The organism is Nakamurella sp. GG22 (genome assembly GCF_052976845.2).
In genome coordinates this window covers 11,303-35,439 of the sequence record NZ_JBRIIO020000045.1, presented here as the reverse complement: position 1 = coordinate 35,439, position 24,137 = coordinate 11,303, and the positions used below count along the sequence as shown (strand labels likewise).

Annotated in this window: 22 protein-coding genes, 1 tRNA gene and 1 pseudogene; 12 read left to right on the top strand and 12 right to left on the bottom strand. The window is 69.4% G+C overall.

From position 1 onward, the window contains the following. Nucleotides 1-399, bottom strand: a pseudogene (locus ACVBEQ_RS26210) (CPBP family intramembrane glutamic endopeptidase); the annotation flags it as partial. Between the two features lie 94 nt (nucleotides 400-493). On the opposite strand from ACVBEQ_RS26210, the gene ACVBEQ_RS26205 reads away from it, so the two are divergent. The 8 genes from ACVBEQ_RS26205 (at nucleotide 494) to ACVBEQ_RS26170 (ending at nucleotide 9,935) form a co-directional block, all read left to right on the top strand. Further along, nucleotides 494-1,027: an OsmC family protein gene (locus tag ACVBEQ_RS26205; RefSeq protein ID WP_447156378.1), complete on the top strand. Its 534-nt coding sequence runs from the start codon at nucleotides 494-496 to the stop codon at nucleotides 1,025-1,027. Between the two features lie 7 nt (nucleotides 1,028-1,034). After that, nucleotides 1,035-2,276: an ATPase BagA gene (gene bagA, locus ACVBEQ_RS26200; protein ID WP_447156377.1), complete on the top strand. Its 1,242-nt coding sequence runs from the start codon at nucleotides 1,035-1,037 to the stop codon at nucleotides 2,274-2,276. Nucleotides 2,277-2,301: 25 nt separating this feature from the next. Next, nucleotides 2,302-3,411: an ArsA family ATPase gene (bagB, locus tag ACVBEQ_RS26195; RefSeq protein WP_447156376.1), complete on the top strand. Its 1,110-nt coding sequence runs from the start codon at nucleotides 2,302-2,304 to the stop codon at nucleotides 3,409-3,411. Between the two features lie 81 nt (nucleotides 3,412-3,492). Then, a complete protein-coding gene (locus ACVBEQ_RS26190; protein ID WP_447156375.1) occupies nucleotides 3,493-5,784 on the top strand; it encodes a transglycosylase domain-containing protein in 2,292 nt (763 codons plus the stop codon). Nucleotides 5,785-5,902: 118 nt separating this feature from the next. Continuing rightward, nucleotides 5,903-6,874, top strand: coding sequence for a metallophosphoesterase (locus ACVBEQ_RS26185; protein ID WP_447156374.1), 972 nt, complete (start codon nucleotides 5,903-5,905; stop codon nucleotides 6,872-6,874). A 53-nt stretch (nucleotides 6,875-6,927) separates the two neighbouring features. After that, nucleotides 6,928-7,004 (top strand) — tRNA-Pro (locus ACVBEQ_RS26180). Between the two features lie 225 nt (nucleotides 7,005-7,229). Further along, nucleotides 7,230-8,000 (top strand): IclR family transcriptional regulator, encoded by a 771-nt coding sequence (locus tag ACVBEQ_RS26175; RefSeq protein WP_447156373.1) that lies wholly within the window; start codon nucleotides 7,230-7,232, stop codon nucleotides 7,998-8,000. A 54-nt stretch (nucleotides 8,001-8,054) separates the two neighbouring features. Next, the gene (locus ACVBEQ_RS26170) at nucleotides 8,055-9,935 is read left to right on the top strand and encodes a S9 family peptidase (protein WP_447156372.1); all 1,881 of its coding nucleotides are present in this window, start codon (nucleotides 8,055-8,057) and stop codon (nucleotides 9,933-9,935) included. Nucleotides 9,936-9,953: 18 nt separating this feature from the next. Here ACVBEQ_RS26170 and ACVBEQ_RS26165 read toward each other — a convergent pair whose 3' ends face one another. Both ACVBEQ_RS26165 and ACVBEQ_RS26160 read right to left on the bottom strand, forming a co-directional pair. Next, entirely contained in the window at nucleotides 9,954-11,684 is a 1,731-nt protein-coding gene (locus tag ACVBEQ_RS26165) for an AMP-binding protein (protein ID WP_447156371.1), read from the bottom strand. Next, nucleotides 11,681-12,259: an NADPH-dependent FMN reductase gene (locus tag ACVBEQ_RS26160; RefSeq protein WP_447156370.1), complete on the bottom strand. Its 579-nt coding sequence runs from the start codon at nucleotides 12,257-12,259 to the stop codon at nucleotides 11,681-11,683. The genes ACVBEQ_RS26165 and ACVBEQ_RS26160 overlap by 4 nt, the downstream gene beginning before the upstream one ends. 152 nt (nucleotides 12,260-12,411) lie before the next feature. On the opposite strand from ACVBEQ_RS26160, the gene ACVBEQ_RS26155 reads away from it, so the two are divergent. Genes ACVBEQ_RS26155 through ACVBEQ_RS26140 form a run of 4 tightly spaced genes read left to right on the top strand, consistent with a single transcriptional unit; the run spans nucleotide 12,412 to nucleotide 15,893 of the window. Further along, a complete protein-coding gene (locus ACVBEQ_RS26155; RefSeq protein WP_447156369.1) occupies nucleotides 12,412-13,083 on the top strand; it encodes a DUF998 domain-containing protein in 672 nt (223 codons plus the stop codon). Nucleotides 13,084-13,115: 32 nt separating this feature from the next. Next, complete coding sequence (locus ACVBEQ_RS26150; protein ID WP_447156368.1) at nucleotides 13,116-13,508, top strand: YciI family protein; 393 nt, start codon at nucleotides 13,116-13,118, stop codon at nucleotides 13,506-13,508. Further along, complete coding sequence (locus ACVBEQ_RS26145) at nucleotides 13,509-14,780, top strand: RNA polymerase sigma factor (protein ID WP_447156367.1); 1,272 nt, start codon at nucleotides 13,509-13,511, stop codon at nucleotides 14,778-14,780. Between the two features lie 54 nt (nucleotides 14,781-14,834). Beyond that, the gene (locus ACVBEQ_RS26140; protein ID WP_447156366.1) at nucleotides 14,835-15,893 is read left to right on the top strand and encodes a hypothetical protein; all 1,059 of its coding nucleotides are present in this window, start codon (nucleotides 14,835-14,837) and stop codon (nucleotides 15,891-15,893) included. A 20-nt stretch (nucleotides 15,894-15,913) separates the two neighbouring features. Here the strand turns inward: ACVBEQ_RS26140 and ACVBEQ_RS26135 are convergent, their stop codons facing one another. The 9 genes from ACVBEQ_RS26135 to ACVBEQ_RS26095 all read right to left on the bottom strand — a co-directional run bounded on the left by ACVBEQ_RS26135 (nucleotide 15,914) and on the right by ACVBEQ_RS26095 (nucleotide 23,986). After that, nucleotides 15,914-16,681: a DUF429 domain-containing protein gene (locus tag ACVBEQ_RS26135; RefSeq protein ID WP_447156365.1), complete on the bottom strand. Its 768-nt coding sequence runs from the start codon at nucleotides 16,679-16,681 to the stop codon at nucleotides 15,914-15,916. Beyond that, nucleotides 16,682-17,767 carry an aspartate-semialdehyde dehydrogenase gene (locus ACVBEQ_RS26130; RefSeq protein ID WP_447156364.1) on the bottom strand — a complete coding sequence of 362 codons (1,086 nt, stop codon included), beginning with the start codon at nucleotides 17,765-17,767 and terminating at the stop codon, nucleotides 16,682-16,684. Next, nucleotides 17,764-19,029, bottom strand: coding sequence for an aspartate kinase (locus ACVBEQ_RS26125; protein ID WP_447156363.1), 1,266 nt, complete (start codon nucleotides 19,027-19,029; stop codon nucleotides 17,764-17,766). The genes ACVBEQ_RS26130 and ACVBEQ_RS26125 overlap by 4 nt, the downstream gene beginning before the upstream one ends. Before the next feature lie 187 nt (nucleotides 19,030-19,216). After that, on the bottom strand, nucleotides 19,217-19,651 hold the full coding sequence (locus ACVBEQ_RS26120; protein WP_447156362.1) for a twin-arginine translocase TatA/TatE family subunit: 435 nt from the start codon (nucleotides 19,649-19,651) through the stop codon (nucleotides 19,217-19,219). Nucleotides 19,652-19,720: 69 nt separating this feature from the next. Beyond that, nucleotides 19,721-20,707 carry a twin-arginine translocase subunit TatC gene (tatC, locus tag ACVBEQ_RS26115; RefSeq protein WP_447156361.1) on the bottom strand — a complete coding sequence of 329 codons (987 nt, stop codon included), beginning with the start codon at nucleotides 20,705-20,707 and terminating at the stop codon, nucleotides 19,721-19,723. 63 nt (nucleotides 20,708-20,770) lie between these two features. Beyond that, a complete protein-coding gene (gene tatA / locus ACVBEQ_RS26110; protein ID WP_447156360.1) occupies nucleotides 20,771-21,073 on the bottom strand; it encodes a Sec-independent protein translocase subunit TatA in 303 nt (100 codons plus the stop codon). Nucleotides 21,074-21,220: 147 nt separating this feature from the next. Continuing rightward, nucleotides 21,221-21,982, bottom strand: a complete 762-nt coding sequence (locus ACVBEQ_RS26105; protein WP_447156359.1) for a ferritin-like domain-containing protein — start codon at nucleotides 21,980-21,982, stop codon at nucleotides 21,221-21,223. 17 nt (nucleotides 21,983-21,999) lie between these two features. Beyond that, nucleotides 22,000-22,647, bottom strand: a complete 648-nt coding sequence (locus ACVBEQ_RS26100) for a ferritin-like domain-containing protein (RefSeq protein ID WP_447156358.1) — start codon at nucleotides 22,645-22,647, stop codon at nucleotides 22,000-22,002. A 103-nt stretch (nucleotides 22,648-22,750) separates the two neighbouring features. Beyond that, complete coding sequence (locus tag ACVBEQ_RS26095) at nucleotides 22,751-23,986, bottom strand: Nramp family divalent metal transporter (RefSeq protein WP_447156357.1); 1,236 nt, start codon at nucleotides 23,984-23,986, stop codon at nucleotides 22,751-22,753. Nucleotides 23,987-24,137 lie beyond the last annotated feature (151 nt).

Genomic DNA, 24,137 nt, shown 5'->3' with positions numbered 1-24,137 from the left:
CCGCCTGCTGACCAGCCCCCACAACACCCCGCGGAAGGCGAACTCCTCAGGAATCACCGTCAGCAGCGGGATGACCACAAGGGCCTTCACCAGCGTCTCGGCCCAGGTGGTCGTCGCCGGAGGGACCGCATCGCGTACCGCGGGGATCAGTGCGGCCGCCGAATACCCGATCGCCACGACCGCCGCGGCGCCCGCACCCCACCTGGCGCCTGACGCCCAGGTGCCGCGGGCAAGTCCCAGGTCACGCACCGTCAACCGCGAGGCGGCCGCCACCACGACGAGCGCCGCCGTCATCCCGGCCGCGACCGCCGCGTCGGCGGCCGGGATCACCCGGTGCGCGAGCACGTTGGCGCTCACCAACACGCCGAGCGTCAGGCCGAAGGACAGGGAAAAGCGCACAACCGGACATGCTTCACCCCTCCATCGGCGGGTGGCGAGGCGGCGCGGGGCAAGCCGCGGTTCTCCGCTGCCGCTCGCCTGGCAGGATCGGGGAATGACGGTCGACATCGGTGACGCGTCCGCGGGCGCCGCACGCACGGACGGCTTGTGGGTCGAACGCGTCGGCACCCGCCGGTACGTCGGCCACAACGCGAGAGGTGCGCGGGTCGAGGTCGGTCCCGCCGACGCCGGGGGCGTCTTCACCCCCGGCGAACTGCTCAAGATCGCGCTGGCCGGCTGCGCCGGGATGAGCGCCGACTCTGCCGTTGCTCGGCGACTCGGACCCGACGTCGCGATCACCGTGCACGTGGCCGGCATCAAGCATGCCGACGACGAGCGTTATCCGGCCCTGCACGAGGAGATCGTGGTCGACCTCTCCAGCCTCGACGCCGCAGAGCGCGACCGGGTGGTGACCGTCGTCCGACGCGCGGTCGATCGCAACTGCACCGTCGGCCGGACGCTCGAACGCGGCGCCGATGTCGCCCTGAACATCCTCGATCAGTCGGTCCATCGGCCAGACGACGCGGGTACCGGTGACGCGGGTACCGGCGACGAAGCCCGGTCCGGCCTCGTGCCGGCGGCCGGGTAGGCCGGGCATGGCCACCAGCCGTCCCCGCACGGGGAAAGCCAAGCCTGCAGCAACGGGTTCCACCACCCCGTCAACCACGACGCCGTCAACCACGACGCCGTCAACCACGACGCCGTCAACCACGACGCCGTCAACCACGACGCCGTCAACCACGACCGCGTCCACTCCTGCCGCGTCCACCACCACCCCGTCCACTTCTCGGAAAGCGACGCCTGCCGGGAAGGCCGCCGACCCACCCGACGCAGCTGCCCCTGCTGAGACCGTCTGGACCCCCGCCTGCCGGCGGGCCCGCCTGCATGTGATCACCGGCAAGGGCGGCACCGGTAAGACGACAGTTGCTGCGGCGCTGGCGATCGCGCTCGCCGCGAACGGCCGCCGGGTGCTGCTCGTCGAGGTCGAGGAACGGCAGGGCATCGCCCGGTTGTTCGACGTCCCGCCACTGCCCTACGAGGAACGCAGGGTCGCCATCGCCACCGGCGGCGGCGAGGTCAAGGCGCTCGCCGTCGACGTCGAAGCGGCCCTGCTCGAGTATTTCGAGATCTTCTACAACCTCGGCTTCGCTGGTCGCAGCCTCAAACGGCTCGGCGCCGTCGAGTTCGCCACCACGCTGGCGCCGGGTCTGCGGGACGTCCTGCTCACCGGCAAGGTCAAGGAGACCGTCACCCGCCGCGGTTCGGACAACACACCGGTCTACGACGACGTCGTGATGGATGCGCCGCCGACGGGTCGGGTGGCGACCTTCCTCGGTGTCACGGAAGCGATGTCCGACCTCGCCAAGCGCGGCCCGATCCACAGCCAGGCCGAGGGCGTCGTGCGACTGCTGCACTCGCCGGACACGATCGTGCACCTGGTGACGCTGCTCGAGGACATGCCCGTCACCGAGACACTGGAAGCCGTCGGGCAACTGCGGGAGACCGAGCTGCAGGTGGGCACCATCATCGTCAACGCCGCGACCGAGCCGAGACTGCCGGCCGACAGCGTCCACCAGGCCGCTGAGGGACGCCTGGACAGGAAACAGCTGGCCGCGGACCTGGCCGCTGCCGGGATCACCGCCGACGACGTGATGCTGGACGGGCTGGTGACGCAGGCCGCCGAGCATGCCATCAGGGTGCTCGACGAAGCGGACTGCCGGGCTTCGCTGGCCGCGACCGGCATCCCGCTGCTGTCCTTGCCGCGGCTGGTGGACGGCGCGGATCTCGGCGGGGTGTACGAGCTGGCCGACCGGCTGCTGGAACAGGGCATCTCGTGATCGGGTCGGGCGAAGGGTGCGCGAGATGGTAAGGCGGAAGCTCGATCTCGGGCCGGTGCTGGCCGACCGGCGGACCAGAATCGTGGTGACCTGCGGGTCCGGCGGGGTCGGCAAGACGACGACGGCCGCGGCCATGGCGCTGTGGGCGGCCGACGCGGGCCGCAAGGTGGCGGTCCTCACGATCGACCCCGCGAAACGGCTGGCGCAGGCGCTCGGCCTGGAGGAACTCGACAACGACCCGCGGCGCGTCGACGTCCAGCTGGCCGACGACAAGGGCGAGCTGTGGGCGATGATGCTCGACACCAGCCGGACGTTCGACGAGATGGTCGCGACGCACTCGACACCCGACCGGGCGGCCGCCATACTGGCGAACCCGTTCTACAAGGTCATCTCCACGTCGTTCTCCGGCACGCAGGAATACATGGCGATGGAGAAGCTGTCGACGCTGGCCGCCAAGAACCAGTTCGACCTGATCGTGGTCGACACCCCGCCGAGCAGGTCCGCGCTGGACTTCCTGGACGCGCCGCAGCGGCTGTCGTCGTTCATGGACGGCAGGATGATCAAGCTGCTGTCCGCTCCCAGTCGGGGCGTGATGAAGGTCGTCGGGGCCGGCCTGACGCTGTTCTCCCGCGCCGTCACCACGGTGCTCGGCGGCCAGATGCTGCAGGACGCCGCCCAGTTCGTGCAGCTCTTCGAGGACATGTTCGGCGGTTTCCGGCAACGGGCCCAGGCCACCTACGAACTCCTCCGGGCGACGGGCACGAAGTTCGTCGTCGTGTCGATCTGCGAGGCCGACTCGCTGCGTGAGGCGTCGTACTTCGCGGACCGGCTGCGCTCCGAACGGATGCCGCTGGCCGGGCTCATCCTGAACCGGACCCATCCGCCGCTGGCGGCGCTGCCGATGGGCCGGGCCGAGGACGCCGCGACCAAGCTCGACGGCGGTTCACCGCTGGCAGCGGCGGTGCTCGACATCCACACCGAGCGGCTGGCGGTGCGGCGGGCGGAGCTGCACATGCAGGAGCGGTTCAACCGGGTCCACGGCGATCTGCCCGTCATCGAGGTGCCTGCCCTGCCGTCCGACGCGCACGACCTACCGGCGCTCCGGGAGATCGGCCGAAGGTTGACCGCCTCCTGAGCCCGTACGGCTGTCGCATTCGTCCCGCCCTCCCAGGCTCAGATCACCTGGCTCACACGTCGCCGCCGGTACCCTGGGTCGGTGCGTGTCTTGAGCGGTCTTGGACGTCTGGTGCTGGGCACCCTGTTGGCTGGGGCGCTGGTGGCCGGTCTGCTGCTCCCCTTTTCCGTCGGCGCCGGGATGGCTGCCAACTCGGTGACCTCCGCCATCGAGGATGCCAAAGCGGACCCGCTAGACGGCGAGATCCCGCTCCGGACCACCTTCACCGATGCGGCCGGCAAGCCGATCGCCACGTTCTACGAGCAGAACCGGGTCTACGTCCCGCTGTCCTCGATCTCCGATTACCTGCAGGTCGCGGTCGTCTCGATGGAGGATCGCCGCTTCTACCAGCACCAGGGGGTCGACTGGCGCGGCACGGTCCGGGCCCTGCTGCGCAACGCGCAGTCCGATCGGGCCGCGCAGGGCGGCTCTACGCTGACCCAGCAGTACGTGAAGAACTACCTGTACCTGGTCGAGGCCCAGACCGAGGCCGAGAAGGCGGACGCCATCGCCACCACGCCGATCCGCAAGCTCCGCGAGGCGAAGATGGCGCTGTCGATCGAGCAGAAGCTGAGCAAGGCGGAGATCCTCGAGCGCTACCTCAACCTGGTCGCGTTCGGCCCGTCCCAGTACGGCGCCGAGGCGGCGTCCCAATGGTTCTTCGGCACCTCGGCGGACCGACTGACGCTCTCCCAGGCCGCGCTGCTGGCCGGCATGGTCAACAACCCACCGAAGTACAACCCGCTTGACGAGAACCACGTGCAGGACGCCAGGGACCGCCGTGACCTGGTGCTGGACGTGATGGTCGCCGCCGGCCGGCTCTCCAAGACGACCGCCGAAGAGACCAAGAAACAGGACCTGGGCCTCAACCCCAAGCGCACCAGGAACGGCTGCATCCCGGCCGACAACTCCGAGACCAACGGCTTCTTCTGCCAGTACGCGCTGGACTATCTGTCCTCCGCCGGCTTCGACGCCCGGACGGTGGCCCGCAGCGGCTGGACGATCAAGACCACCCTCGACCCGAAGGTGATGGCTTCCGCGAAGGCCGCCGCGACGAAGAACGCCGACCCGTCGGTCAAGGGTGTGGAACGCCTCGCCAACGCCGTGGCGGTGGTCGGCAAGGACGAACCGCGCAAGGTGCTGGCGCTCGCCGCGAACCGCCCGTATGGGCTCGACGCCAGCAAGGGCCAGACGGTGCAGCGTCTGACCACGACGTTCGCGCCGCTCGGTGCCGGCTCGACCTTCAAGATCTTCACCGCGGCGGCGGCCATGGAGCAGGGTCTCGGCGCCAATTCCGAGGTCGAATCGCCACCCGAGTACGTCAGCGCCCTGACCCCGAACAACACCTTCCGCAACGCCGGCAACTTCCCCGCCAGGATGTCCCTCGCGCAGGCTCTGCACACATCGCCGAACACCGCGTTCGTCGCGCTCGAGGACCAGGTCGGCCTGCAGAAGGTCGCCGAAATGGCGGTCCGGCTGGGTCTACGCGGCTACTCACTGGACGCCGGCCAGGTCGACCCCGCGTTCGCGAACGCCGGCACCGACTACACCCAGCAGGTCGTCGCCCAAAAGATCGTCTCGTTTACGCTGGGGGTGTCGCCGGTGAGCCCGCTGGAGCTGGCCAATGTCGGCGCCACGCTGAACTCCGACGGCCGGTGGTGCCCGCCGACCCCGATCGACACCATCACCGACCGCGACGGCAAGTTCGTCACCTGGGACAAGACACCGTGCGATCAGGCTGTTCCCGCCGAACTGGCCCGCACGCTCTCGGTGACGATGGAAGGCGACCTGGTCGGTGACGGCACCGCAGCGGGCTCCGCGTCGGCGGCCGACTGGAAGTGGACCGCGGCCGGCAAGACCGGCACCACCCAGGAATACAAGTCATCGGCCTACCTCGGCTTCACCCCGGAGATGAGCACCTCCGTCATCGTGTGGGACTCCGAGCCGCGGCCGCAGTCCATCTGCCGGGACCCGGTCCGGACCTGTTCCACCGACGAGGCGATGAACGGGCAGGGCATGTCCGGCGGCTCGGTCCCGGCGCAGACCTGGTTCGCGGCAATGAAACCGCTGAAGGAGGGCCAGCCCGACACCTTCTTCCGGCCGGCATCACCCGAGTACCTGCAGGGCTCGTCCAACACCCAGGTGCCGACGATGATCGGCCGGAACATCGACGAGGCCAAGGCGCAACTGACGGCCGCGGGCTTCACCGTGACCGTGTCGCCACGGCAGAACACCGGGACCGCCGTCAACGTCGTCGTCGACCAGAGCCCGAAGTCGACGGCGCTGCCGGGATCGACGATCACGCTGTTCGTGTCCGCCGGCGGAGCCGGATAGATCGTCACAGCCGGCGGAGCCGGATAGATCGTCACAGCCGGCGGAGCCGGCTAGACCGTCAGCCGTCCTGGATCGTCAGCCGTCCTGGGCACCCCTGCTGCTTGATTACGCTTGCCTGATGCCTGCCAACCGCCGGACCGCCGTCCTCGCCACCGGATCGGTGGTTGCCGGTGGCGTTGCCGCCGCGGCGTGGTCGACCCTGGTCGAACCGTCGTTGTTCGCCCTACGCCGCGTGGACCTGCCACTTCTGGAACCGGGGGCGTGGCCGATCCGGGTCCTGCACCTGTCGGATCTGCACATCGTCCCGGGGCAACGCCGCAAGGCCGCGTGGGTCGCCTCGCTGGCCGACCTGCGCCCCGACCTGGTGGTCAACACGGGCGACACCCTCTCGCACGTGAAGGCGGTGCCGGCAGCGGTCGCGGCCTTCGGTGAACTGCTGGACGTCCCCGGAGCCTTCGTCTTCGGCAACAACGACTTCAACGCACCCGTGCTGAAATCGCCGCACCGTTACTTCCTCCCGGCGGGCCAGTCACCGCGCCGGGGCGACTCGCTGCCGTGGCGCGATCTGCGGGCCGCGCAGGCCGAACGGGGCTGGTCGGACCTCACGAACAACAAAACGGTGCTGACGGTGCGCGGGCAGCGGATCGCGCTGGCCGGCGTCGACGATCCGTACACCCGCCGGGACCGCTACGACCTGATCGCCGGGCTCGCGGACCGCACCTCCGTCGTGCGGATCGGCGTCGCGCACGCACCGGAGCCCCGCGTCCTGGACGGCTTTGCCTCGGACGGGTACGACCTGGTGCTGGCCGGCCACACGCACGGCGGGCAGGTCAGGCTGCCCGGCGTGGGTGCGTTGGTGACGAACTGCGGGATCGATCGCTCCAGGGCCAGGGGGGTGTCCCGCTGGGGCTCGCACACGGTGCTGAACGTGTCGGCGGGACTCGGCACCAGCCCGTACATGCCGATGCGGTTCTTCTGCCGCCCCGAGGCCACGCTGATCACCCTGCGCCCGAGGAGCGCTGCCGACGCCGGGCGCTCGGCGGGCCTTGCCGCCCCGGCCCTGCCGATGGACCAACCCGCGTCCCGCTGACCGCCCCGATGGTCCCGGGCACCGATCGGCATCGGCTAGACTCGACCAGTCCTCGGGGTGTGGCGCAGCTTGGTAGCGCGCTTCGTTCGGGACGAAGAGGTCGCAGGTTCAAATCCTGTCACCCCGACCAGTGGGCGGGGGCCCGATCCGATCGTCATGGGTCGTGCCCCTGCCCGGGTCCGGTCGCTGCGTCCGTCGCTGCGCTGATCTGAAACAGTGGTCCCGGCGGCCGACGGCTTCTGCACTTCCCATCGACCAGCGGCGCGGGGGCGCCCCAGGTGGGTGAGCCGGTGCGTCCGGCGCGCGTTGCCGTCACCGATGGCCGCGGTGATCGCACTTGGGGAGGACACGCGTCGTGATCGACTCCACCGAGACACGCCCGAGCCTGTATCCGTTGCGTGCGGTCGACCGGGTCTGCGACATCATCGATCTGCTGGCCGACAACCCGTCCGGAGTCACCCTGTCCTTTCTGGCCGCCACCCTGGCGCTGCCCAAGAGTTCGGCATTCAGGTACCTGGCCGCGCTGGAGGTGCGGGGATACGTCGTCCGCGCGCCGGACAGCGTCGGGTACGCGTTGGGCTCGCCACTGGCCGGCCACGCACTGCCCAGCGGCAGCCTGACCGAGCGCCTCGTCAGCGCGGCCCGTCCGATGATGGCCCGGCTGATCACGCCGGAGGCGCCGGCCTGTGTGCTGTTCACCCTCGACGGTGCGGCCGTCCGGTGCCTGCACGTCGCCACGTCGCTGAACGACGACCGGGTCCCCACAGCGGGCGAGCACGAGATGCTGCACAACACCGCTGTCGGAAAGGCCATCGCCGCCCAGCTCTCCGACGAGACGGTCCTGTCACTGCTCGCCGCGGCCGGGATGGAACAACCGACGGCGTCCACGATCGGTTCGCCGACAGCACTGCTCCGCGAGCTGCATCTGATCCGCGGCGAGGGCTTCGCGGTCAGCGACTCCGAGCGCCATCCCGACGTCCGCGGGGTAGCGGTGCCGATCGGCGGTCACACGGTGTCCATCGGGATGGCCGGCGCGCGTGACGAGCTGACCTCGGACCGGATCGGCGCCGCCGTCCGTAGGCTCCGCAGGGCCGCATCGGCCCTGTCCAGGGAGGTCCGCAGCTGAGGATCCCGTGCCGTGCTGCCGGTTCGAACCGGCAGCACCAGAAAGGATGCAGGCATGTCCCCGTCCACCACCCAGCATCCGATCGCCCCGGTCCCACGGACCCTGTTCGACGACCCCGAGCAGGAGGCGCGCTGGCGGCGGCGGTTCTCCGCCGTCCGGCTCAGCCTGCCGCACTGGGCCCGTGACGAGCCGGACCGCGTCGTCTACGTCTCCAACGCCACCGGCCGCTTCGAGGTCTCCTGCTGGGACTTGCGGACCGACACGCACACGCCCGCGACCGACCGGCCCGACGGCACGGTGCATGCCAGGCTGTCGGCCGACGGCGCCGAGCTCTGGTGGTTCGACGACACCGCCGGCGACGAGTTCGGTGGGTGGCGCGCGCAGCCGTTCGGCAGCCACGCATCGGCCGGGGCCGCCCGCTGGGCCCTGCCCGAGGTGGCCCCTGGCTACGCGGCCGGTCTCGAGATCGGCAGAACCGTTGTGCTGGCAGGGTTCTCCGATGACGACGGGGCCCGGGTGCACCTCTCTACCGGTGATGCGGTGCCCGAGATCGTCTACCGGCACGCCGAGGACGGCGGCGTCGGTGCGCTCTCCACGGACGAGACCATCTGGGTGCTGTCCCACTCCGAGCACGGCGATTCCCGGTACCCGGCGCTGCGGGCGTTCTCGCTGCCCACCGGCGAGGTGATCGGCGAACTGTCCGATGTGCCCGGCAAAGGTCTCGGTGCGCTGGCCTTCTCACCGGTCGCGGGCGATCAGCGGCTGCTGGTCGGACACGAGCGCAGGGGCCGCGAAGAGCTGCTCATCTGGGATCTCTCCACCGGTGCCGTCACCGAACTCCCGATCGATCTGCCGGGAGATCTGGACGCCGACTTCACGGCGGACGGTGCCGCGCTGATCGTCCTGCACACCCACGCCGCCCGGACGACCGTCCACCGGTACGACCTCGCCACCGGCGAGTTGGCCGACCTCCCGGTCTCCCGTGGAGTGGTGTCCGGAGCGTCGGGGCGCCCCGACGGTTCGGTCTGGTACCGCTGGTCCAGCGCCGCGGCACCTGCCCAACTGCGCGTCCTGGACGCCGCGGGCCGGGACGGGGTGCTGCTCGCGGCGCCCGGCGAGCCGGCACCCGGATCCGAACCGGTGAGCGACGTCTGGGTGGACGGCCCGGGCGGCCGGATCCATGCACTGCTGGCCGTTCCCGGCGGTCCAGCCGTTCGCTCGGGGTCCGGCCGGCCGGCGGGTGGTTGGCCGACCATCGTCGCTGTGCACGGCGGTCCGGCGGAAGTTGACGAGGACTCCTACGACGCGAGCCGCGCCGCCTGGCTGGATGCCGGCTTCGCCGTCGTCAACGTCAACTACCGCGGGTCCACCGGCTACGGTTCGGCGTGGCGGGACGCCCTCACCGAACGGGTGGGGCACATCGAGCTGGCCGACATCGCCGCCGTGCACGACCATCTCGTCGCCCAGGGCGTCGTCGACGCCGCCGCATCGCTGATCGGCGGGTACTCCTGGGGTGGGTACCTGACCCTGCTGGCGATCGGCACCCAGCCGGACCGCTGGGTGGCCGGCCTGGCCGGGGTTCCGGTCGCGGACTACGTCGCCGCCTACGAGGACGAGATGGAGCAGGTCCGCGCCTACGACCGCGCCCTGTTCGGCGGATCGCCGCAGCAGGTCCCCGATGCCTACCGTGATTCCTCGCCGCTGACCTACGTCGACCGGGTGCGGGTGCCGGTGCTCGTGCTGGCGGGCGAGAACGACCCGCGGTGCCCGATCCGGCAGATCGAGAACTATCTCGACGCACTGGCCGGGCGGGGCGCCGGGTACGCGGTGTACCGCTACGACGCCGGCCACGGCTCGATGGTGGTCGAGGAGCGATTGCGTGAGTTGGCCTGCGAGATCGCTTTCGCCCGAGAAGTTCTCGGCTCTGGAGCCTGAGCTGTTGCGGAGCGCAGGTCAGCGCGGCGGCGGGAAGTCCTCGATGCGGTACTCGGCGCCGCCGTCACGCCGCCGTCCCGCACCCGCGCCGTGCAACCGCACCTCCTGCTCGCGCAGTTCGACCCTGCGCAGCTTGCCCGAGATGGTCTTCGGGAGTGCGCCGAACTCGAGCCGGCGGATCTGCTGGTACGGTGCGAGCCGTTGCCGGGAATGGTCGAAGATGAGCCTGGCCGCCACCTTGTTCGGGTGGTAGCCCTCGGCGAGCGTGACGTAGGCCTTCGGTACCGCCAGCCGGACCGGGTCGGGTGACGGCACCACCGCTGCCTCGGCGACCGCGGGGTGCTCGAGCAGCACCGATTCCAGCGCGAACGGAGAGATGCGGTAGTCCGACGCCTTGAAGATGTCGTCCGACCTGCCGACATAGGTGATGTATCCGTCGGCATCGCGGACGCCGATGTCGCCCGTGCGGTACAGACCACCGCGGGTGGCCTCCGCCGTCCGATCCGGTTCGCCCGCGTACCCGGTGAGCAGTGCGACGGTGTGCATGCCAAGGTCGACGCAGATCTCCCCCTCGTCACCGGGGGTTCCGGTCACCGGGTCCACCAGAACCACGCGGTAGCCGGGCATCTCGCGGCCCATCGAGCCGATCTTGACCGGCTGGCCGGGCGTGTTGCCGACGGCCAGGGTCATCTCCGTCTGGCCGAATCCGTCCCGGATCGTCACCCCCCATGACCGCCTGACCTGCTCGATCACCTCGGGGTTCAGCGGTTCGCCGGCCGCCAGTGCCTCCCGGGGCGGGGCTGCGAGCTGGCTCAGGTCGGACTGGATGAGCATCCGCCACACCGTCGGCGGCGCACAGAACGTCGTCACCTGCTGCTCGGCCATCACCCGCATCAGCGCGGTGGCGTCGAAGCGGGAGTAGTTGTGCACCAGTACGGTTGCTCCGGCGAGCCACGGCGCGAACACGTTGGACCACGCGTGTTTCGCCCAGCCGGGAGAGGAGATGTTCAGATGCACGTCGCCGGGCCGCAGGCCGATCCAGTACATCGTGCTGAGGTGCCCGATCGGGTACGAGACCTGGCTGTGCTGGACGAGTTTGGGCAGCGCGGTGGTGCCAGAGGTGAAGTACAGGAACAGCGGATCGGTCGCCCGTGACCACCCCTCCGGGATGAAACCCCTTGCCGTCACCGGAAAGTCGGCTGCGTCGTCGTACTCGATCCAGCCCTCGACGGGCCGGCCGACCGCGATCCGCAGGAACGTCCCGCGGACGGCACGGAATTTCAGCGCGTCCACATCGCGGGCGACGACGAACCGCGCACTCCCCCGCCGTACCCGGTCCGCGAGGTCGTCCTCGGTCAGCAGGGTACTGGCCGGGATGATCACGGCGCCGATCTTGATCGCGGCCAGCAGGATCTCCCACAGCTCGACCTGGTTGCCGAGCATCAGCACGATCCGGTCGCCGCGGGTGACGCCGTTCGCCTCCAGCCAGCCCGCCACCTGGTCGGACCGGGCCGACAACTCCGCAAAGGTCCAGGAGCGGGAGCGGCCGTCCTGCTCGGCGATCACCAGGGCAGGTTGATCGGGTCGCTCGTCGGCGATGACGTCGAACCACTCGGTGCCCCAGTTGAAGCTCGGCGGCCGGGGCCACTCGAAACCGTCGACCGCGCCGCGGTAGTCGTCACGGTGCGCAAAAAGGAAGTCCCGCGCCGCTCGCAGATCGTCGGTGGCCTGCGTGAGGTTCGCTGTCATCGCCGCCCGGATCCCGGTTGCGTGATTCCCCGATGGTTGAACCCCACCAACTGACCGGCCAGCACGTCGATCGCGGTGCTCGTCGAGGCGTCATCGGTGTGGCCCTGCTCGTCGAACACCGTGACGTTGCTGTTGATCGACAGGCCGATGGGGGTGGGCCAGCCGCGGAGCGAATGCACGATCTGCCGCAGGGTGGCGAGGGTGCCGACGGCTGCCTGCCAGCCGCCTGCCACACACACCAGGCCGACGGCGCGCCCGTCCAGATACGGCCGGCGATCCCCGCGCAGCTCCTCGAGGTAGTCCAACGCGTTCTTGACCAGCCCGGACACGGTCCCGTGGTAGCCGGGCGAGCTGATCACCACGGCGTCCGCGGCGCGGACCGCGTCGACGTAGTCCAGCGCCATGTCGGGCAGCACCGCGCCAGAGTGGTACGGCGGGAGGTCGAGGTCAAGGCCCGAGAACACCGACACCTCCGCGCCCAGGCCCTCCACGGCGGACAGTACCGCGCGCAGCACCCGATCCGACTGGGAGCCGGAGTCGACCGACCCGCCGATGCCCACTACCCGAATGCTCACCCGTCGATCCTGCCCTTTGCCGTTCCGGGGGACGACGGGAGGGTGGTTCGGCACCGGCAGAAAAGATTCGCGGAGTCGGTAGAAACGGCCCCGTCCGGATCGAGGAGGTGGTGAAGGTCCGCAAAGGGTGGGCCGGATGGAAGGGGTTTCCGATGAGCACAACGTCCATGGCTGTGGACTGCCGCCCCGAGGACCGGATCACCCGGTCGTTGCTGGGCTACGGAATCATTGCCGGCCCGTTCTACGTCGTCGTGAGCCTCGCGCAGGCCGCCGTTCGCGACGGCTTCGATCTCACCCGGCACGAGTGCAGCCTGTTGGCCAACGGGTCAGCGGGCTGGGTACAGGTCGTCAACCTGATCGTGACCGGGTTGATGGTTCTCGCTGCGGCAGCCGGGTACCGGCGCGCGCTGGGTGCCGGCGTCGGCCGGCGGTCGGCGCCGATCCTGCTGGGTGTGTTCGGTGCCGGACTGGTCGGTGCAGGGGTGTTCAGGGCCGACCCGATGAACGGATTCCCGGTCGGCATCCCGGACGGCCCGCCCCTCGAACCCACCATTGCCGGCACCTTGCATCTCGCGTTCGCAGGCGTCGGTTTCCTCGCGCTCATCGCCGCCGCCCTGCTCCTCGCCGTGCGGTTCTCCCGGCAGGGGCGCCGCACCCGGGCGGTGAGCAGCGCCATTGCCGGGCTGGCATTGCTGGCCGGTTTCGCCGCGCTGGCGTCCGGATCGACGTCCGCGGTGATCAACCTGGCATTCACCGCCGCGGTGCTGTTCGTCTGGGCGTGGTTGAGCAGCACCAGCCTGCTCCTCTACCGCCAGCAGTCCTGAACAATCACCACCAACCGCAAAGGAGTTCCGTCATGCGCTGTCTCGTCCTGCTCCGTGCCGTCACCGTCCCCGCCACTCCGCCCCCGCCCGAACTGATGGCCGCCATCGCCACACTCGGCGAGGAGGCCACCAACGCCGGTGTCCTGCTCGATACCCAGGGTCTGCACCCCAGTTCTGCGGGCACCCGCGTCGCCCTGGCCGGTGGTCAACTCTCCGCCGTGGACGGCCCGTTCACCGAGGGTCGCGAGCTGATCAGCTACGCCATCTACGACGTCCGCACCATCGAGGACGCCGTCGAGTGGACGAACCGTTTCCTCAAGGCGCACCGCGACTCCTGGCCGGGCTGGGAGGGGGAGGCCGACGTCCTGCGGGTGTTCGGCCCGGAGGATTTCGCGACGCTCGCCGATCCGACCTCAACGGCATAGATGACGGCGACAACGGCGGCTGTCGAGGCGGTCTGGCGCATCGAGTCGGGCCGCCTGGTCGCCGCGCTCGCGAGGATCACCGACAGCTTCGTGGTCGCGGAGGACCTGGCCCAGGACTGCCTGGAGGTCGCCCTGCGGCAGTGGCCGGGAAACGGCATCCCCGATCACCCCGCGTCGTGGTTGATGGCGACCGCCAAACACCTGGCCATCGATCACTACCGGCGCTCGGCCAACCTGAGTCGCAAGCTCGCGACGCTCGCGCAGGACCCGCACTCGCGACCGGATGGAGGTGACCCGATGGCCGCTGTCGACGACCGCCTCGACACCGCCGTTCCGGACGACCTGCTTCGGTTGATCTTTACCGCCTGTCATCCGGCGTTGGCCGTCGATGCCCAGGTCGCACTGGTCCTCCGCACCCTCGGCGGACTGCAGACCAGGGACATCGCGCGGGCCTTCATGGTCAGCGACAAGACGATGGGGCAACGCATCTCCCGCGCCAAGAAGGTCCTGACCGAGCAGCAGATCACCTTAGAGCTTCCGCCCGCTGCCGACCTTCCGGCCCGGCTGGATGCCGTGTTGCGGGTTCTGTACCTGATTTTCAGCGAGGGCTACGCGGCAACCAGCGGTGACGACTGGACCCGGCCCGAGCTGTGCTCCGATGCGATCCGCCTGGGCCGGGTGCTGGCCGTGCTGCAACCCAGGGAGCCGGAGGTTCTCGGCCTGCTGGGGCTGATGGAACTGCAGGCCTCCCGGCTCCCGGCGCGCACGGGACCGAACAGGGAGCCGATCCTGCTCGAGGACCAGGACAGGCGACGCTGGGACGCCAACCTGATCAGGCGGGGCCTCGGTTCACTGCGCGCCGCCGAGGATCTCGGTGGCGGCCCGTACACGGTGCAGGCGGCCATCGCGGCCTGCCACGCGCAGGCGCGCAGCATCGAGGACACCGACTGGCGTCGGGTCGCGGCGCTGTACACCGTGCTGGCCCACGTCTTGCCGACGCCGGTGGTCGCAGTGAACCGCGCCGTGGCGGTCGGCATGGCGGACGGCCCCGCGCGTGGTCTCGAACTGCTCGACAAACTCGTCGACGAACCGGCCCTGGCCGGGTACCCGCCACTGCCCGCGGCCCGGGCAACGTTCCTGCGACGCCTCGGCCGCACAAATGAAGCCCGTGCGGAGTTCCAGCGGGCCGCCGACTGCACGTCCAACGAGGGCGAACGGCTCCTCTACCGCAGGCAAGCCGGGAGCCTCCCCACCAATGAGAGACTCAGCTGAGGCCGGGCCGCAGCTCGAGGGGGTCGACGGCGCGGCGGGCCGGCGAGGGGGACGATGAGGACGCGAGCTGTGCTGACCCTGCTGGTCGCCGGGGCGATCGTCGGCGGGTGCACGTCCGGCCCCGTCGCCACTTGTGCTGACAGGACCACGGAGGCGGGCCCGACCACTTCCTCCCCCGCGACCCGCGCAACCAGCCCGCGGCCCACCTCCACCGGCGGCGGCAGCACCTCGGACCCGCCGCCGACCGCCGCGGCGTCCTCCGGCACGTCCTCGGCGGCACCGGATTTCGTCGAGCGCACCGTTCAGCTCGGCGCGGGCGTTGCCGACGAGGCCAGCGGCATCGCCGCCGGCCCCGGGGCCTTCTTCCTGATCGGTGACGAGACCGGGACGGACACCATCGTCGCGGTGAACGGCACCGGCGAGGTGATCGCGGACATCGTCGTCGACGGGATGTCCGCAGACAACGCCGAAGCCCTGACCGCCGGAGCCTGCGGCAGCACTCCACTCCCCGGCCCGGCGGCCGACACCTGTTTGTACGTGGGTGATATCGGCGACAACGCCGCCCGGCGGGACAGCATTGCGGTGTACCGGCTGGCCGAACCGGCGTTGAATCCACCGCCGGCCGACCCGGTCCCGGCCGACGCCTGGGAGTACCGCTACCCGGACGGCCCGCAGAACGCCGAGTCGATGCTGGTGGATCTCGACGGGTCGGTGATCGTGGTGACCAAACCGGACCAGAAGGGGTCGCTGCCGCACCGGATGTACACCGGCGCACCGGGCGGCGGGGAACTCGCCTTCGTCCGCGAGTTCCGCCCGCCGGCCGCCGAGCGGCCGTCGCGCACCCTGTTCACCGGCAACGTCGCCACCGATCTCGCGTCCGGGCCCGGGCGTGTCCTGCTGCTGACCTACGACGAGGTCCAGCAGTACACAGCGCCGGACCCTTCGGCGCCGCTCACCGACTTCCCGGAGTGGCCGCACCACAGGCTGCCGTCGGGTGCACTCCCGCAGGCCGAAGGGATCACCGCCACCGATGACGGCTGCGGCTACGCGGTCGCCTCCGAGGCCGGCCCGGGCGGGCGGAACGGGTCGCTGACGGTCGTCAGCTGCCGGTGACGGTCAGCTGCCGGTGACGGTCAGCTGCCGGTGACGGACCCGGGTCCGGTTTGTAGGAACGCCGCGTCCGGCAGGTGGATCCAGCCCTCCTCGTCGGCCGGGACACCGTCGGGCGGACCCGCGGTACGACCGACCAGCACCGCGCCCGCGACGATCGCGCAGATCACCGCGTCCAGCGCGTCGTGGTCCCGTCGGCACACCGCCGCCCCATCGGCCCAGTCCAGCCACGGCGTCCGCGCGATCAGGTCGTCGACGAGTGCGGCCAGCGCCGACCGGTCCGACTTCGGTCCCGTCGTGCTCACCTTCCACACCAGCAGCGCGCCGGCCGGGTAGACCTCCGCGACGACGGAGCCGGCACCGCTGCGGCGGACCGGGTAGCCGTCGCCGGCGAGCCGGGCGAGCAGGCCGGCGCACCGCATCGCGGGATAGGCGATCCGGTCCGCCGACACGCTCAGCGGCCAGCGGCCCGTCGCCTGCCGCACCGCGATGTCGGTGTGCCGGTAGGCGAGTCGCTGTTTCACGGCGGCGGTCGACCCGGCATCGGCCGGGAGGGTGCCCCGTCGGGCGGCGAGGACGAAGTCGGTGAACGCGGCCGGCCAGCCGAGTGGGCAGTCGATGCCGATCAGCTCGGCGCGTCCCGCGGCGTCGACGATGGCGTCGTTGCCGACACCCATCCGGACCGACCCCAGCACGGCATGCTGGCGCTCCCAACGGATCTCGGCCAATGCGGTCCTGTTGTCCTGGGACGCCAGGTCCACCCCTGCCGTGAGAAAGGTGTCCTGCCGCACCTACCGGGCCGCGGCGACGACTTCGGCGATCTGCACAGCATTCAGCGCTGCGCCCTTGCGCAGGTTGTCGTTGGAGATGAACAGCACCAGTCCGCGCCCGCCAGGGACGCCGGGGTCGGTCCGGATCCGGCCCACGAAAGACGGGTCGGATCCCGCCGCCTGCAACGGGTTCGGCACCTCGGACAGTTCAACGCCGGGTGCGCCGGTCAGCAACTCCGTCGCCTGCGCGACACCGATCGGCTCGGCGAATTCGGCGTTGACCGACAGCGAGTGACCGCTGAAAACCGGGACGCGAACGCAGGTCCCGGACACCAGCAGCTCCGGGATGGACAGGATCTTGCGGGACTCGTTGCGCAGCTTCTGTTCTTCGTCGGTCTCGCCCGAGCCGTCGTCGACGAAGTTGCCGGCCCGCGCCACCACGTTGAACGCGATCGGCCGCACGTACTTCTTCGGCTCCGGGAACTCGACGGCGCCGCCGTCATGGGTGAGCTTGGAGGCCTGCTCGTAGACGGCGCGGACCTGCCCGTCCAACTCCGCGACACCGTCCAGCCCGCTTCCGGACACCGCCTGGAAGGTGGTGACGACGAGCCTGCGCAGGCCGGCGGCGTCGTGCAGCGGCTTGAGGACGGGCATCGCGGCCATCGTGGTGCAGTTCGGGTTCGCGATGATGACGCCGGGGCCGCGCTCCGCGATCGCGTCCAGCGCGTCCTGCGGGTTGACCTCCGAGACGACCAGCGGCACAGTCGGATCCATCCGCCAGGCCGAGGAGTTGTCGACCACGGTGACGCCGGCGGCGGCGAATCGGGGCGCCTGTGCGCGGGAGGTGGTGGCGCCCGCGGAGAACAGGGCAATGTCCAGACCGGTCGGGTCCGCCAGGGCAGCGTCCTCGACCACGACGTCCTCGCCGTTCCACGGCAGCGTCGACCCGGCGGACCGGGCCGAGGCGAAGAACCTGATCTGCTCGATCGGGAAGTTCCGCTCGGCGAGGATCCTGCGCATCACCCCGCCGACCTGACCGGTCGCCCCGACGACGCCGATCTTCAATCCGACCCGCTCGGCACCCTGCGCGCTGCCCATGTCCGTCATCTCCCGGTTCCCGCGTACACCACGGCCTCTTGGTCACTGCCCAGATCGAATGCGTTGTGCAGTGCCGTGACTGCAGTGTCCAACTCGACATCCCGCACCAGCACGGAGATCCGGATCTCGGACGTCGAGATGATGTCGATGTTCACGCCTGCCTCGGCGAGCGCCTCGCAGAAGGTGGCCGTCACGCCCGGGTGCGAGCGCATACCGGCACCGATCAGCGACACCTTGCCGACATGGTCGTTGTAGATGATCTGGCCGAACCCGATGACGTCCTTGCGTGATTCCAGCGCGGTCACGGCCTTCGGCCCGTCCGACTTCGGCAGCGTGAAGGTGATGTCTGTCCGGCCCTCGGCGGCCCGGGAGATGTTCTGCACCACCATGTCGATGTCGATCTCGGCATCCGCGATGCAGCGGAAGATCTTCGCCGCGACGCCCGGGTGGTCGGGCACCTCGGTCACCGTGACCTTGGCCTCCCCGCGCTCGTGTGCGACGCCGGTGATCAATGCCTGCTCCACGGTGAGGTCCTCCATGCTGCCGGTGACGAGAGTGCCGTCGTTGTCCGAGTACGAAGAGCGCACGTGCACCGGGACGTTGTACCGGCGGGCGTACTCGACGCAGCGCAGCATCAGCACCTTCGCGCCGGCCGCGGCCATCTCGAGCATCTCTTCGTAGGTGATGGTGTCCAGCTTCGCGGCGTCGGGGACGATCCGCGGATCCGCGCTGAAGACGCCGTCGACGTCGGTGTAGATCTCGCAGACGTCGGCGTGCAGCGCCGCGGCCAGCGCGACGGCGGTGGTGTCCGAGCCGCCCCTCCCCAGGGTGGTGATGTCCTTGGTGTCCTGGCTGACGCCCTGGAAGCCGGCGACCAGCGCGATGTACCCCTTGTCCAGGGCCGCCCTGATCCGCCCGGGGGTGACGTCGATGATCCTGGCCTTGCCGTGCGCGGAGTCGGTGATCACTCCGGCCTGCGACCCGGTGAAGGAGCGAGCCTCCGCGCCGAGGGCGGAGATGGCCATCGCCACCAGCGCATTGGAGATCCGCTCCCCGGAGGTGAGCAGCATGTCGAGCTCCCGCGGCGGCGGGGCGGGCGACACCTGCTGGGCCAGGTCCATCAGCTCGTCGGTCGTGTCACCCATCGCGGAGACGACGACAACCACGTCATGACCGTCCTTGCGGGTCGCCACGATCCGCTCGGCCACGCGCTTGATGCGCTCCGCGCTGCCGACCGACGAACCGCCGTACTTCTGGACCACCAGACCCACTGCAAGTCCCGCTTTCCGCTGCTGTCCCGTGCTCGCGCCGGGGACATTTTGCACGTCAGACTACCCGCCGACGCCCCGCCGCCCGGCCGCAGCGGTACCGACGAAAGGCTTCCGCCGCGCACCGGCCCCGGAAGGAAATCGTTCGGTGACCAGGTCCGCGGCGTCGTGGGTGCCGCCCTGCCGGACGTCAGTGTGCTGGGACCCCGACGGCCGTGCCGGCACCCTCGGGACCCGTGGAGGCGACGGCCGGCAGGGGGCCGTCGACCGCAGGGAACGCGACCACCGGGGCGACGCTGCTCGGGCCGTGCGCGCCGAGGAATCCGCTCAGCCCGCCGGAGAACTCGTCACCGAGGAGGTTCTTGCTGATCAGCCGCTGGGGGTGCAGGTCATGCAGCTCCTGCACGTTGACCAGCGACTGCAGATCGGCGATCTGCCGGCGGAGCTCGTCCAGTTCCGGACCGATCTCATGACGCAATCCGGCCTGCGCGCCCTCGGCCATCGACCGGGCCTTGCGCAGGCCGCCCGTCACGAACGAGACCGCGGTGGGGATCCGTTCAGGCCCGAGAACGAAGAGGCCGACGAGCACGATGATGCCGATCTGTCCCCAGGAAAGGCCGAACATGCTGACTCCGATCCTTGGATTGGGTTCCCGACCGTCGCGGTCAGGATGTGGTCGCCGTCCGGTCTCGGTTCAGCGGTCGTGCTGGGGCGGGGGAACCGGACCCGGTGCGGTGATCAGGGTGGCGGGAGCGACGGGCTGGACGTCATGATCGTGTCCGGATGCTCCGGCGTCGGACAGGGCGGACGCCTGATCGTCGGAGAGCGCAGACCGTGCAAGACGTTTCGCCAGGCGTCGATCGTGCAGCCGGGTGATCTGCACCGACATCTCGTACAGCACGATCAACGCAGCGGCGAGCGCTCCCATGGTGACGGGATCGTTCCCCGGCACGACCAATCCGGCGAACACGACCATCCCGAAAATGGCGTACCGGCGAATGTGGGCGAGTTTCGCGCTGGTCACCGCGCCGATTTGATTCAGCATGATCAGCAACAGGGGGAGCTCGAAGGAGACGCCGAAGATGATCAACATCGCAATCAGGAAGGAGAAATAGCTGTCCGGCGACAGTGCCGCGATCGTCGCGTCACCGCCGAACCCGAGCAGAACGGCGAGACCTTCGCTGATGACCACATAGGCCAGCACCGCGCCGAGCGCAAAGAGCAGCCCGCCGGAGGCCACGAAGGTGATCGCGTAGCGCCGTTCCTTCGAGTACAGCGCCGGCGTGACGTACGCCCATATCTGGTACAGCCAGACGGGCGACGACAGGACCGCGCCGGCCATGAGCGCGGACTTCAGCTGCAGCTCGAGTGCCGAGAAGGGTCCGGTCGCGAGGAGTTTGCACTCCGACGAGTCACCGAAGGTGAGCCGGTCGGCGGCCGGGACAGCACAGTAGGGGCCGGTCAGGATCTCGGAGAGTTTCGGCAACCCGATGGCCGGAATCCCGTGACCGAACCAGATGAATCCGGCAATGGTGCCGAACAGCACTCCTAGTACAGCGAAAAACAGCCGCCGCCGGAGTTCGAACAGGTGCTGCATCAGGGACATGGTTCCGTCGGACGGCTCGGTGGAACGGCGACGGTGCGGTGTCGGGAGGTTGAGCCGGGGCAGGCGAAGCGACATGGCCGTTCGTCCTCAGATTTCACATGGGTTCGGGTGTGACGCGACCTTGGTGCCGCCCGGCGGTCACCGCACGATCGGCGCGGCCAACCTGTCCTGCTCGGAAATCTGATCGGCCACCGGGAGCGGCGCGGACGGCTGCAGCGGCGGCACCACGGGGGCACCCACCAGAACCGGAGTCACCGGAGTGGGAACGGTGTCGGCGTTCGGATCCTTCACGTCGTCGTCGTTCATGGCGCTGACCTCGGACTTCAGGATGCGCAAGGAGCGACCGAGGCCGCGGGCCGCGTCAGGGAGCTTCTTCGCGCCGAACAACAACACGAATGCCGCCAACACGATCAGCCAATGCCACCACGATAATCCACCCATATGACTCACTCCTTGTTCGATGTTTTTCTCGGTAATTGCTGCGGATCCGGCACTATTGGCCGGCGGCACTGCTGCTGACCGCGCGCTGCGGGGTGCGGGATCGGTCCATCACGGGACCGATCCCGCACACCACAGCGGTTGGAGCGCTCAGGACTGCGGGTCCTCCGCGACGTCGCGCGAGGTTGCCCGGTGACCCGCGTATGCGGCGGCACCCAGCAGTGCGGCACCACCGGCGACGATCAGTCCGGTGTTGTTGTCCGTGCCGGCCGTGCTGCCGCCACCGGTTTCCGGTGCACCAGAGGGCATCCCACCCGACATCTGGGCAAGGAACGGGGTGACTGCGGTCAGCACGTCCGCCTTGGAGATCGGCTTCTCGAAGGCACCCTTGTAGACGCCTCCCTCGGCCGGCAGATTGAGCAGGCTGGCGACGACAGCGGCGTGCCGTGCTTCCACTCCGAAAATCCCCGCCGCGGCCTGCAGGATCGCCTTGTCCTTGATGTAGCCGGCAGCCCCGAGATAGGCACCGACGCCGACGTTCTCGAAGGTGACGCTGGTGGTCAGGTAGGAATTGCGGTCGGCAAATGCGCCGGCGAAATCGACACCCGGTGCGGCGACCGGCGTCCCACCGAGCTTGGTGATCGTGTCGGACAGCGCCTTCACGTGATATTCCTCGTCGGACTGGATCGACGCCAGATACTCCTTCTCGACCCCATCCAGCAAGCCCGCGGCGTTGCCCTGCTGATAGAAAGCGGCCTCGAGGTACTCGAGGGTGAGTGCGTAGTTGAGGACATCGACGTCGCTGGCAAAATCGCCTGGCGCCGCGAGTGCCCATCGGTTGTTCAGTGCCCCCAGGGCCTGCGGTGCGGAAACGAAAGCCTGCTGACCGCGAACAAAGTCTTGTCGTGACATGAGTTTCTCCTTCCTTATCAGCTGATGAGCGGCTTGACGGCCGCGAGAATGTCCGCCATCGATGCGCTCTTCTCGATGGGGTTCGGGAACGGCTTGCCGCCGATGATGCTGGCGATCACGGCTGCGTGCCGCGACTCGACACCGGCGATGGATGCGGCCGACGCAAGAACGTCCGGATCCTTGATCAGCGGCACCTGCCCGTGGTAGGCGGTGATTCCCAGCTCCTCGAACATCGAGGCGTTGGCCAGGAACTTGTCCCGGCTGTCGAAGGTCCCTGCCGGATAGGTGATCTTCGGCTTCGTTGCGGGCGTCCCGCCGAACGCCTTGACCGCGGCGGTGACTGCCGTCACGTGCTCTTTCTCGTGGTCACCGATCGGCGTCACGAGCTCGAGTTCACGATCGGTCAGCAGACCGGCCTGCAAGCCCTGGGAGTAGAAATCCGCCTCCAGGTATTCCAGGGTCAGGGCGTAGTTCAGGATGTCGACATCGCTCATGTCGATCCCTGCTGTCGCCGCACCGGCGGCCGGTGCCATGAGGAATCCGCCCCCGAGAGCGAATCCGGTGCCAACACCGACGAGCCCCGCATACTTCAGGAAGCTCCGCCGCTGGATTCCGGTGCTGAACTCCAGCACCGGCTTCCCGTCGAATATCCTTCGATTTCCCATCCGCCACGCCTCTCAATGAGCGTCTGAGGACCTTTTGGCCTCATCACCGATTCGTTACGAAGGTCAGCGCGGATTGGTACACGTTAGAGTTGCAAATTTCTGGTCACAATTGCCCGATGACGCCGATCACCAGGACCGCGTTGAGCACGATGATGGCGCAGATGATGGCGCCACCGACCAGTTTGACCATTCGTCGGTTGGCGTCGGCACCCATCACGGCGCGGTCCGAGGTCAACCGCATCAGCGGGATCAGGACGAATGGGAGCCCGAAGGACAGCACGACCTGCGAGATGACCAGCACCGCCGTCGGATCGGCCCCCAGCGCCAGTACCACGAGGGCCGGCACCAGGGTGATCGCCCGGCGGATCAGCAGCGGGATCCGGCGATGCAGCAGTCCCTCCATCACGACGCTGCCTGCATAACTACCCACGGAGGTGGACGCCAGCCCCGACGCCAGCAGGCCGACCGCGAAAAGGGTGCCCACCACCGTCCCCATGGTCTCGCTGATCGCAGCGTGAGCGCCCTCGATGGTGTCGATGCCCTCGCGGTCGCGGAGACCGGCCGCTGCGGTCAGCAGCATCGCGATGTTGACGCTGCCCGCGAGCAGCATCGCGAGGACGACATCGGTTTTCGTCGCGGTGATCAACTGCCGGCGCCGGGTGCCCGGCTCGATCCGGCCGAACCGGTCACGGGTCAGTGCCGAGTGCAGGTAGACCGCGTGTGGCATGACGGTGGCACCCAGCATTGCCGCGGCCAGGACGACCGAGTCCATGCCGGCGAAACGGGGCACCAGTCCGGCCGCCGCCTCACCCACCGCGGGCGGTGCGACGAACAGTCCCGCCAGGAATCCGACGGCGATGATGATGAGGAACCCGGTGATCACCCGCTCGAATGATCGCTGGCCGCGACTGCTCTGCACTGCCAGCACGAGGAGGGAAACCACACCTGCGATCAGCCCGCCGATCAGCAATGGCACGTCGAACAACAGGTACAGCGCGATCGCACCACCGACCACCTCGGCCAGATCGGTTGCCATGGCCACGGCCTCGGCCTGAAGCCAGTAGCCCAGCCGGCTGGTGCGACCCAGCCGTCGACCGACCAGTTCCGGCAGCGACAGCCCTGAGGCGAGACCCAACTTGGCGGACAGGAACTGCACCACTCCGGCCGACGCGATGGCGACGACGAGCACCCAGACGAGCAGGTATCCGTACCGGGAACCCGCCTGCAGGTTCGTGGCGACGTTGCCGGGATCGACGTAGGCGACGGCGGCGACGAAGGCGGGTCCGAGCAACCCGAAACGGCGTGCCAGCCGCCGAGGTCTGCGCGAAGTGTCGGTCACTGTCACGCCGTTTTCGGTTGGCGCGAGTGCAGGACCGATCACGGTGTGGCCTCTTCCTGTCCTGGCGGATTGGCACTGGAGCTTTCGCCGCCCCGAACCGGAATTCGTCACCCGGGAGAAAAGCAGCTATCGATAATTCGGTGCCGAGGCA

Coding starts and splice junctions, on each gene's coding strand:
- ACVBEQ_RS26205 (WP_447156378.1), top strand. CDS start 494: ATGACGGTCGACATCGGTGACGCGTCCGCGGGCGCCGCACGCACGGAC.
- ACVBEQ_RS26155 (WP_447156369.1), top strand. CDS start 12,412: ATGAGCACAACGTCCATGGCTGTGGACTGCCGCCCCGAGGACCGGATC.
- ACVBEQ_RS26130 (WP_447156364.1), bottom strand. CDS start 17,767: ATGACGGACATGGGCAGCGCGCAGGGTGCCGAGCGGGTCGGATTGAAG.
- ACVBEQ_RS26120 (WP_447156362.1), bottom strand. CDS start 19,651: ATGTTCGGCCTTTCCTGGGGACAGATCGGCATCATCGTGCTCGTCGGC.
- tatC (WP_447156361.1), bottom strand. CDS start 20,707: ATGTCGCTTCGCCTGCCCCGGCTCAACCTCCCGACACCGCACCGTCGC.
- ACVBEQ_RS26105 (WP_447156359.1), bottom strand. CDS start 21,982: ATGTCACGACAAGACTTTGTTCGCGGTCAGCAGGCTTTCGTTTCCGCA.
- ACVBEQ_RS26150 (WP_447156368.1), top strand. CDS start 13,116: ATGCGCTGTCTCGTCCTGCTCCGTGCCGTCACCGTCCCCGCCACTCCG.
- ACVBEQ_RS26100 (WP_447156358.1), bottom strand. CDS start 22,647: ATGGGAAATCGAAGGATATTCGACGGGAAGCCGGTGCTGGAGTTCAGC.
- ACVBEQ_RS26140 (WP_447156366.1), top strand. CDS start 14,835: ATGAGGACGCGAGCTGTGCTGACCCTGCTGGTCGCCGGGGCGATCGTC.
- bagA (WP_447156377.1), top strand. CDS start 1,035: ATGGCCACCAGCCGTCCCCGCACGGGGAAAGCCAAGCCTGCAGCAACG.
- bagB (WP_447156376.1), top strand. CDS start 2,302: ATGGTAAGGCGGAAGCTCGATCTCGGGCCGGTGCTGGCCGACCGGCGG.
- ACVBEQ_RS26170 (WP_447156372.1), top strand. CDS start 8,055: ATGTCCCCGTCCACCACCCAGCATCCGATCGCCCCGGTCCCACGGACC.
- ACVBEQ_RS26145 (WP_447156367.1), top strand. CDS start 13,509: ATGACGGCGACAACGGCGGCTGTCGAGGCGGTCTGGCGCATCGAGTCG.
- ACVBEQ_RS26185 (WP_447156374.1), top strand. CDS start 5,903: ATGCCTGCCAACCGCCGGACCGCCGTCCTCGCCACCGGATCGGTGGTT.
- tatA (WP_447156360.1), bottom strand. CDS start 21,073: ATGGGTGGATTATCGTGGTGGCATTGGCTGATCGTGTTGGCGGCATTC.
- ACVBEQ_RS26165 (WP_447156371.1), bottom strand. CDS start 11,684: ATGACAGCGAACCTCACGCAGGCCACCGACGATCTGCGAGCGGCGCGG.